Here is a 7,241-nt window from a genome sequence, read left to right on the forward strand (position 1 = left end):
TCCTCCAGCCTGGGTCGGAACATATCGTTTTGCGGTTCTGAAAGCTTCTTCTTCGGTTTCATAAATCAACGATTCTGCAACTATTTGGGCCATGAAGGGCAAAAAAAGCGGGTTTTCCATAATCGAACCGCATTATAAACCACTATAAATCATACAGTTACGTATTTTTCAGGGGCGACTCCTTATCCTTATACAACCACAATAACTGAGCAATATTATACCGGAGCGCGTTATAGAAAACACGCTCATTGTTGATTACGAGCAAGTCAGCCACATATTCAATTGAGGGTCACAGGATAGACTTCTGATTACAAAAGATAAATAAACACTTAATACTGCGCTTTCCAAATAGGTATATTTAAAATCTCACCTAGTTTTATAGCAGATGCATCTACATCCTTGCCACTACCATGATCCATGATGTTAATTCGTTCGCCATCTTCAAATACAAGATTCATTTCATAGCTATTATAAGATCCGGAACTTGAGCTTGAGGAAATTCGTTCTTTGATAAGCTGTATGGCGTAAATCTCCTTTATATAACCTTGAACCATCCTGTCTTTCTGATTCACATTATCGAATTCCTTACCCACATAATAAGTACCATTAAATTTATCTATCGTGAATTTTTTATCAAAGCGGGAGAGTGTGAAATAACTCATACCACCAAACATCACGCAAAAACAAATCATAAATGTACCCACAGCAGGATTTCCGAAAAACAAAAAATAAATACCAACTATAAAAACAACAATAACAGGCACTATAAATAGTGATTTAAATATTCCCATAGATGTCGATCCTTTGATAAATATCTTATCACTTGAAACGACCAATTTTTGAGATTTAAAACTGGAACCTCCTGGGTTACGCGCATGCCAACCTACCCTCTGAGCTACGATGTCATCAGTATCCGCCAGTTTAAGTTCGTATTCTTTCAGGTTTTCAACTTCCATTTCATTCATACCAAACAGGTCCTTGTAAATAAAAAAAACATCAGGAAATCATAGTCCTTGGTATACACACATTTAGGCTAGACTGAAAATATAGACTTACATGAGTAATAACCTAGCAACCAAATACTAAAAAATTTCCAAAATCGTAATTTCAATCATTTAAATTGGCAAGTTTTTAAATAAAAAACTCTCAGAATTTTACTTGCAAAAAATCACCCTAAAAACCATTAATATTGAGCCTTCCAAATTGGGACATTTAAAATCCCACTTAATTTTACTGAAGACGTTTTCACATCATCTACAGACTGACGCTGCATAATATTAATGCGCTCACCGTCCTTAAGAACGATATTTATTTCATAACCACAATGATTTTCGGACTTAGCATTTCTTAAATTCAAGAACCCCCTTCCTTTTAGAACCTGTACCGCATGAATGTCTTTAATATAACCGTTAACAATCAAATCTCTCTGACTAGCCTCACCTAAATTATTGCCTATGCAGTAAGTACCTTTAGTTACATCTAATGTAAATTCCTTACCCGTTTTTTTAAAAAACTTATAAGCTATACGTAGTAATACAGCCCCTAGCAAGATAAGAAAAACACCGAAAAACCAATCACCAGAAAAGAAGTCAGACAAGCCATATAGAAATGCAGCGATACCAGGGGCTAGAAAAAGAACAGTTAATTGATCCATTTTCTTAGGCTGTTTAATGCGTATCTTATCATCTGAAACGTCTATACTCTGATTCTTAAAATTAGTGCTGCTAGCGTTAAAGGCATTCCAGCTAACCTTTAGTGCCACAGGGTCATCTACATCAGTCGACTTGAGTCCAAAGTTATTCAGGTTTATATCTTGTATTTCACTCATGCTTAACGATTCCTTGTTAACGAATACAATCCAACAATGCTATGTTGACCTATGCAGCTTTACAAAAGCTATTTCTCAATTCAGCGATACAGCGCTTCTAGGCAACTATAAAGACCAAAGGCGAACAATCCGGCCGCCGCAATGATAACCAACCAGCTAGCGTAAGGCGAATCTCTAAGCCTTTGACCGACGTTCTGTGGTTGTCAGCATCGATCAATTCATGGCTCAAACGACTTAGTCAACTAGCTCAATCACAAGAGCTTGTACTATGCTTGAAAGACCTGATGCTCCTTAAGTGATGAGAAATGGCAGGGGTAGATGACGGTACATTCGACCAAGCTGTGACTACAGCACCCATCGCAGGTGATTGTTAGATGTTAATTTAAGCGCGTATTTTTGCTTGTTTAAAATAGCTATTCAGTAATCTTGAAATATCATGGATTGCACTATCACCGGCATCGTCAAAGGCCTGCACATATGCACCAAATGATGCTTTCCATCCATAGCCCATAGTTAGGCCAGAATAATTGAACTCACCTGTAACTTCACTTACCCATAAAGTCGGTTCATTAACAGAGTACACGCCCCCTAACGAAACAAGTGCATCACGTAAGGTATTCACGAAACCACTATCTACATCTCTAATAACAAATGAAGTGTGCCCACTTTTGGACTCAGTGAGTTCGCATTTTACAGTTTTCTTTCTGACCATAAGCTATACCCAATATAAATACCACAACAACAAAGTCAGAATAAATAACTTATCAACCACATACTTATTTTAAAAAATGATAGATAAAGCTCCATAAGGAGGCAAGCCTCAACCATCGTTAGCTCGCCTCCTAAAGAGACAGTTACTCTTTAATAAAGACAGAAGGAGAATCTACCTTATCCTCAGAATACTCAACATTAATTTGATTTTCATCTCTCAGGTAAGATATTGATTTTATATACCCTTCAATTTCGATTGAATCTTCAAACACAGGAGGAGAGTCAGGCATATGACACTTATCAAACGTTGGCTTTTTATTATAGATTTCAATAATTCTGGTTTTATCACTAAAACCAGAAATCCTTTTATAAACAAATAAACCATTTTCTGAGGATAGCTCTGTAACAACATCAATTGTTACTGGACAGGTATTAGGCTCCTCATTACCACAAGCAGTCAAAAAAATGATTGTAGATAATGTAATTAGATATTTCACCATTGCTCAGACCACTTTGAAGTATGTGTAAATGCGTTTGCAATTCCTAAAACTGTCATATAATGAGACAACCCATCATCAATTCTCACTTCAAAGTCACCTAAAGGAAGTAAAGTATAATAATCATGTTTTTCATAAGGTTCAAAATCATAGACACTTCTTACTGACCATTGCGTACTGAAGCGTTCCCCTGCTCTTTTAGTAACAGATGAGAGATAGAAATGCGCATCTGTTTTATGTAGCCTATGATCACTTTGTGCTGCCTCTAAGACTCCGCCAGGCTTTAGTTTACCTTCAGTTCTAAAATTCATATTCCTCAAAGGCATTGCGTACTTACTATTAAGGAAACCTAGGTCCTTACTAGAAATGTTAAGAGGAAATGTTGAGCTGCCAGCTATATCTTCAATGTAGGACTTAATAGCTAGTTGTGTTTTTTGAACAATAGGTGAGTTTTGATACACATAAGAATCAACTTCTGTTGGCCTACCGCCTCCATTGACGTAGTGATTTGCAAGTTTCGCAGCTTCAGGTAGTCCCTTAAACTTTCCGCCCCACCAAAATGCTTCGTACATTTCGACCAGAAACTCTTTTTCACTATCTTCGAACTGTGCTTTACTCTTAGCTTTACATGAGAGGTGATCTAAAGCATCTTGGATAAGTTTGTATGAACTTTTGTTTCCGAAGGCAGCCATTTTACCTAAATGCCATACTGGAGACATCGGCATATTAGGCTGAGAGCCGCATAAAGTTGCTTTCTTCGCCAAGTCATTAATAAGCTGTTCTGTACCGTTACCCATAAAACACTCCTTGTTTATAACTTCTGAGAATCCTACCCACCTAGAATTCATAAAACAAGAGACTAAAATACGTCACAATTTTAGGGACACTTGTAAAACAAAATGACAGATTGTATTTACAGATTGCGTGGCACTCGGGTAGATCACGCCACGTGCGGCATAGCCCATCCTTGCTAATACTTCGTAAACCTTCACGGTTTGCAAAGCTGATGATTCCCTGAATGAACCCTTGAGTCAAAAACACTTTGCTTATGATTGCACGGCTGGATGCTTTTAGCCTTATCCTAATGCTTACGATTCATGCATCTAAAGTGATGAGCAATGGCAGGGATAGATGAGATGGCACATATCCATAAGATCGAAGATCATCAGGAAGTGCTACCGGTAATCTTAGTGACCACTCCATGAGCGACCGTGTGCGGACCTTCTACGCAGTAAAAGCGAGTACCAACACTCAACCGACTTAGGTGAAACGGCAGCATATCTTCCATCACCACGTGCATCCGTGCTTTAAGAGCCCCCTCTAGGAAGATGCCTCGATCAATAGCGTCACCTTGGTCGTCAACAAACTCAGGCCAAATCATGTAAATGACATTATTAGAGCTGTCTTCCACATACTTAAAGTCCCATCGAATACCATTATGTGGTGGGCTTTTTCGGCCACCTTGGGCCTCGGTTAAAATCGTAATTTCAGCTTCGAGCGTTTCTGAATGGTTATACAGTCTGATCATTTTTAAAAAATACTGCCTTATTGGTGATTTTGTCGCCACACATCTCGTCCAAGAAAGCCGCCTAAGCCAAAAAATGGAATTACGTAAAAAGGCCAGTACCAAATAAAAGGATTTCTACCATGGTGACTAAAGCCATTACGAAATAAGTACAATAGCATCGGCAAAGCCACAATAAACCCAACTGCTGTAGAAAGACTCACTTTGTGGGTTGGAGAGACTGCCCCAACTATGAAACCACCCAAAACACTAGCTGCAATAGGTGCCACTAAAGCGCTCGTTCCAAACCGCGTAAATATTGGATGGGACAAGGTTATTTGATACCAAACGAAAACGGCTCCAACTATCCCTAAGACGATGGCCAATATGTAACGTAATTTTTTGTTCATACCTTTACACACAGAACGCTAAACATGATACGAAATGGAGGTGGTATTTCCCACTAGAATTCTCGACTATAATCAGGAAAGCCTAACTCAGCTTTCAATCGCCAAAAAACGGACTCTGATAGTGCTCCATGAGTAATTGCCCCAACTTACTCCTGTTTGTACTAGATACCCAAATGAAGTAAACACTTTGTACCACCGCTGGCTTTTACTGCCTCACAATAACTTACTATTTTCGATAATGATTCAATCACTTCACTTTTTCTAAAGGACAGTTTTTCGTAGCTACCGGAATCGGGAGAGTCTCCCTCAGTCCAGCACCAACCACCTTTTAACACAACAATGTCAGGCGCCTCAGAAAGGATGAGTAACCACCCTGACATTATTGACTCAAATTTCCCAACACTTTCAGGCGGAATAACTGTTCGGCCGTACAAGCACAACCCACTGGTTTCTTCTTTTTTAGAAGGATTGTATGTAGAAACCCAAGAAATTGAATCTGAGAAGTAGTTCAGCAGATCATCATGAATTTCTACACGATCAATCTCTTGAAGCTCTTCGTATCTATCGAGAGAAAACGATCCGTTCTCGATAATCAAAAACTCATGATTCAAACCTGCCATACATCCCCTCTTGGTGCCGCAAAGCGGCTACGCAACTTTAGCTTATCCTGCAATAGACTGAACAAACCAGCTAAATAAACCCGAGCACGTGGTTTTACCTTCAGAGTCTTTTACCTCGACTGCGACCTCGATTGTGCCTCGACCTCGACGATCCAGCTGTTCTAACAGAGATTTCGATGATTCCTCTGACGCTACGGCATAGGCTTTAACTCTTGATTCAGCTGGTCTTTTAAATTTTATTTGAGAGTCTCGTAGAACCGGAACTACTTTTCCTTCCAGTTCACGAAATGATTCAGCCAGCAGTTTTCCAGCAGCCGTTTCAGCCAAGGTGAACTGTGCACTGGCGTGCATAGTGCCCAGATGATTTGATACTGCTTCAGACATTTCGAGCATCAATGCTCCGTCATCGGCTTTAGACAAACCAACCGTTTGAGCGAATGGGATTTTAGTTACGTCCATTTAAACTACCTTATTCCATTGTTTTACATGACACTTTCATCAGACGCGATTTAGTTATAGTCGAGTTTTGAGGTAAAGTGGCGTAGACGCCCAAAACCTGAGTCTGGATAAAAACGTTAACTGAAGATATTTTTTAAGTGCCTGCACTTGTATGGTATTTTTTATATTGTGGCATCATAAATTTCTCTGCTTAGTGCAATTGAAAGTTTTGCACACATTTGAGTTAGCCACCCAACCCAAAGATCATCATTCACTTTACCCGTAAATAATAAGCCACTTGGTTCAAACGAAACTGAGATATACCTATTGTCACTTTCAGTTCCATACCAATATGGAAAGTCTTTACCTTCAATCCAGCCATCCATGCTTCGATATACATCTGAGATCTTTTCCCAATCTTCATCAGACAGCTCTTGGGGAATATTTAATGTTATTGATTGTTCCATAGTTTTCCGTATGCCTAACGCTGAGGTTTTCGGCTGAGTGGTAGCGCGTCAAACGCTGTCAAGGTAGCACTACCTCAAGCTTTGTTAAATGCATTTCTGACAATTGGCACGCAATAATTCTAGTAATTCGGATGCGACATCTGAAGTACCATCAAAAGAATACCAATCCGATTTTATTTGTCCCTCAGGCAGTATTTCGATCCAATTGCACATCCAACAAATAGCCGCTTTCATAATGAGGCCCTCCTCCGAAAAGAACTCCAGTCTATAACCAGGAATGAAACATCTCATAGGTTCATCCGATGGCAAGTCATTCCAGAGGTCAACTACCTGCTCAGGATTAGTAACACTAAAGTTAAAGAGGCTAAACTCCATATGGTTATCGCTACCATCTCTCCCTAATGAATTCGGTGAAATACTTAGCGCCTCTTTGAACGTTGGGCCATCGCCATGAAGCAGAGCCCCATCGATTTTGGCAATTCTCTCAGTTATTTTGTAAGCATTTTTCATTCTTAGCTACTTGAACATTTAAGCGGCGAGCGACGCAGGAGCGAGTCCGGCAGCCGAAGGCTGCGAATTGGTGCACTTGTATGGTTAATCCTGTTGTTTTAAGGGTAAATTAGAGGCCCACCCTCAACGGCCATTGAGGGCCTTCATGCAGCAGCTCGATTGTGCGACGGCTCCTCTTACGAGAGACCGATAACAAGTGTGTAGCGCTGCGTGACTCTATAGCAATAACTCGAACAGTCATTGGGGCCTCGAGCCC

Annotated in this window: 11 protein-coding genes and 1 pseudogene; all 12 read right to left on the reverse strand. The window is 39.9% G+C overall.

Going from position 1 to position 7,241, the window contains the following annotated elements:
• Window positions 1-329: 329 nt before the first annotated feature.
• The 12 genes and pseudogenes from ACXAF9_RS17955 to ACXAF9_RS18010 all read right to left on the reverse strand — a co-directional run bounded on the left by ACXAF9_RS17955 (window position 330) and on the right by ACXAF9_RS18010 (window position 6,985).
• Window positions 330-965 carry a hypothetical protein gene (locus ACXAF9_RS17955; protein WP_475076716.1) on the reverse strand — a complete coding sequence of 212 codons (636 nt, stop codon included), beginning with the start codon at window positions 963-965 and terminating at the stop codon, window positions 330-332.
• Between the two features lie 218 nt (window positions 966-1,183).
• Window positions 1,184-1,828 carry a hypothetical protein gene (locus tag ACXAF9_RS17960; protein ID WP_475076720.1) on the reverse strand — a complete coding sequence of 215 codons (645 nt, stop codon included), beginning with the start codon at window positions 1,826-1,828 and terminating at the stop codon, window positions 1,184-1,186.
• Between the two features lie 80 nt (window positions 1,829-1,908).
• Window positions 1,909-2,001 (reverse strand): annotated as a pseudogene (locus tag ACXAF9_RS17965) (DUF1206 domain-containing protein); the annotation flags it as partial.
• Between the two features lie 209 nt (window positions 2,002-2,210).
• Window positions 2,211-2,540: a hypothetical protein gene (locus tag ACXAF9_RS17970; protein ID WP_475076723.1), complete on the reverse strand. Its 330-nt coding sequence runs from the start codon at window positions 2,538-2,540 to the stop codon at window positions 2,211-2,213.
• 142 nt (window positions 2,541-2,682) lie between these two features.
• A complete protein-coding gene (locus ACXAF9_RS17975) occupies window positions 2,683-3,039 on the reverse strand; it encodes a hypothetical protein (RefSeq protein ID WP_475076727.1) in 357 nt (118 codons plus the stop codon).
• Window positions 3,033-3,833, reverse strand: a complete 801-nt coding sequence (locus ACXAF9_RS17980; RefSeq protein WP_475076731.1) for a hypothetical protein — start codon at window positions 3,831-3,833, stop codon at window positions 3,033-3,035. The genes ACXAF9_RS17975 and ACXAF9_RS17980 overlap by 7 nt, the downstream gene beginning before the upstream one ends.
• A 368-nt stretch (window positions 3,834-4,201) precedes the next feature.
• On the reverse strand, window positions 4,202-4,564 hold the full coding sequence (locus ACXAF9_RS17985) for an EF-Tu C-terminal domain-related protein (RefSeq protein ID WP_475076734.1): 363 nt from the start codon (window positions 4,562-4,564) through the stop codon (window positions 4,202-4,204).
• 17 nt (window positions 4,565-4,581) lie between these two features.
• On the reverse strand, window positions 4,582-4,950 hold the full coding sequence (locus ACXAF9_RS17990; protein WP_475076737.1) for a hypothetical protein: 369 nt from the start codon (window positions 4,948-4,950) through the stop codon (window positions 4,582-4,584).
• A 161-nt stretch (window positions 4,951-5,111) separates the two neighbouring features.
• Window positions 5,112-5,570, reverse strand: coding sequence for a hypothetical protein (locus tag ACXAF9_RS17995; RefSeq protein WP_475076740.1), 459 nt, complete (start codon window positions 5,568-5,570; stop codon window positions 5,112-5,114).
• A gap of 42 nt (window positions 5,571-5,612) precedes the next feature.
• Entirely contained in the window at window positions 5,613-6,029 is a 417-nt protein-coding gene (locus ACXAF9_RS18000) for a PaaI family thioesterase (RefSeq protein WP_475076743.1), read from the reverse strand.
• A 161-nt stretch (window positions 6,030-6,190) separates the two neighbouring features.
• Window positions 6,191-6,475 (reverse strand): hypothetical protein, encoded by a 285-nt coding sequence (locus tag ACXAF9_RS18005; protein ID WP_475076747.1) that lies wholly within the window; start codon window positions 6,473-6,475, stop codon window positions 6,191-6,193.
• An 84-nt stretch (window positions 6,476-6,559) separates the two neighbouring features.
• Complete coding sequence (locus tag ACXAF9_RS18010) at window positions 6,560-6,985, reverse strand: hypothetical protein (protein ID WP_475076751.1); 426 nt, start codon at window positions 6,983-6,985, stop codon at window positions 6,560-6,562.
• Window positions 6,986-7,241 lie beyond the last annotated feature (256 nt).

Source organism: Neptunomonas sp. ABH4_499 (genome assembly GCF_056160565.1).

Coding starts and splice junctions, on each gene's coding strand:
- ACXAF9_RS17985 (WP_475076734.1), bottom strand. CDS start 4,564: ATGATCAGACTGTATAACCATTCAGAAACGCTCGAAGCTGAAATTACG.
- ACXAF9_RS17960 (WP_475076720.1), bottom strand. CDS start 1,828: ATGAGTGAAATACAAGATATAAACCTGAATAACTTTGGACTCAAGTCG.
- ACXAF9_RS17975 (WP_475076727.1), bottom strand. CDS start 3,039: ATGGTGAAATATCTAATTACATTATCTACAATCATTTTTTTGACTGCT.
- ACXAF9_RS17990 (WP_475076737.1), bottom strand. CDS start 4,950: ATGAACAAAAAATTACGTTACATATTGGCCATCGTCTTAGGGATAGTT.
- ACXAF9_RS18010 (WP_475076751.1), bottom strand. CDS start 6,985: ATGAAAAATGCTTACAAAATAACTGAGAGAATTGCCAAAATCGATGGG.
- ACXAF9_RS17980 (WP_475076731.1), bottom strand. CDS start 3,833: ATGGGTAACGGTACAGAACAGCTTATTAATGACTTGGCGAAGAAAGCA.
- ACXAF9_RS17970 (WP_475076723.1), bottom strand. CDS start 2,540: ATGGTCAGAAAGAAAACTGTAAAATGCGAACTCACTGAGTCCAAAAGT.
- ACXAF9_RS18005 (WP_475076747.1), bottom strand. CDS start 6,475: ATGGAACAATCAATAACATTAAATATTCCCCAAGAGCTGTCTGATGAA.
- ACXAF9_RS17955 (WP_475076716.1), bottom strand. CDS start 965: ATGAATGAAATGGAAGTTGAAAACCTGAAAGAATACGAACTTAAACTG.
- ACXAF9_RS17995 (WP_475076740.1), bottom strand. CDS start 5,570: ATGGCAGGTTTGAATCATGAGTTTTTGATTATCGAGAACGGATCGTTT.
- ACXAF9_RS18000 (WP_475076743.1), bottom strand. CDS start 6,029: ATGGACGTAACTAAAATCCCATTCGCTCAAACGGTTGGTTTGTCTAAA.